This is a genomic window from Fructilactobacillus sp. X3R2C1 (assembly GCF_059901235.1).
Window position 1 is genome coordinate 1 of record NZ_JBWXVA010000021.1, and the last position, 344, is coordinate 344.

The 344-nt window shown below is 43.6% G+C and carries 1 protein-coding gene; it reads right to left on the minus strand.

Annotated features, from left to right (window positions below):
- The coding region (locus AC6UDB_RS06995) for a mucin-binding protein (RefSeq protein ID WP_500709542.1) at positions 1-344 on the minus strand (344 nt) is incomplete at both ends.

A 344-nucleotide genomic window follows, 5' to 3' on the forward strand; every position in this document is an offset into this window, starting at 1 on the left:
CCTGGTTGTCCGGGGTTATCTGGCGTAACTTCTTTGGTCTTGTGCTTTAAGACAACTTGGAAGGTGGGATTATTGTCGCCAAATTTGTAACCACTTGGGTATCCGTCGGATACCAACTCGTAGCCTTGAGCTTCGTAACTAGCAATTCGATCCGTAGTGTTGTAATCAGATTGACTACCGAACTTCCCGTTTAAGTTATCAGTTACTAGAACTTTATTGCCATTATCTTGGTCAATGTATTCAACGTGAGCTTGTTCTTCATTGGCAGTGTAGACAACGGTATGAACATCGTCTTTTCCTTCAGCAGCATCACCCGTTACACTAGCTTGACTTGGTGTGTAACC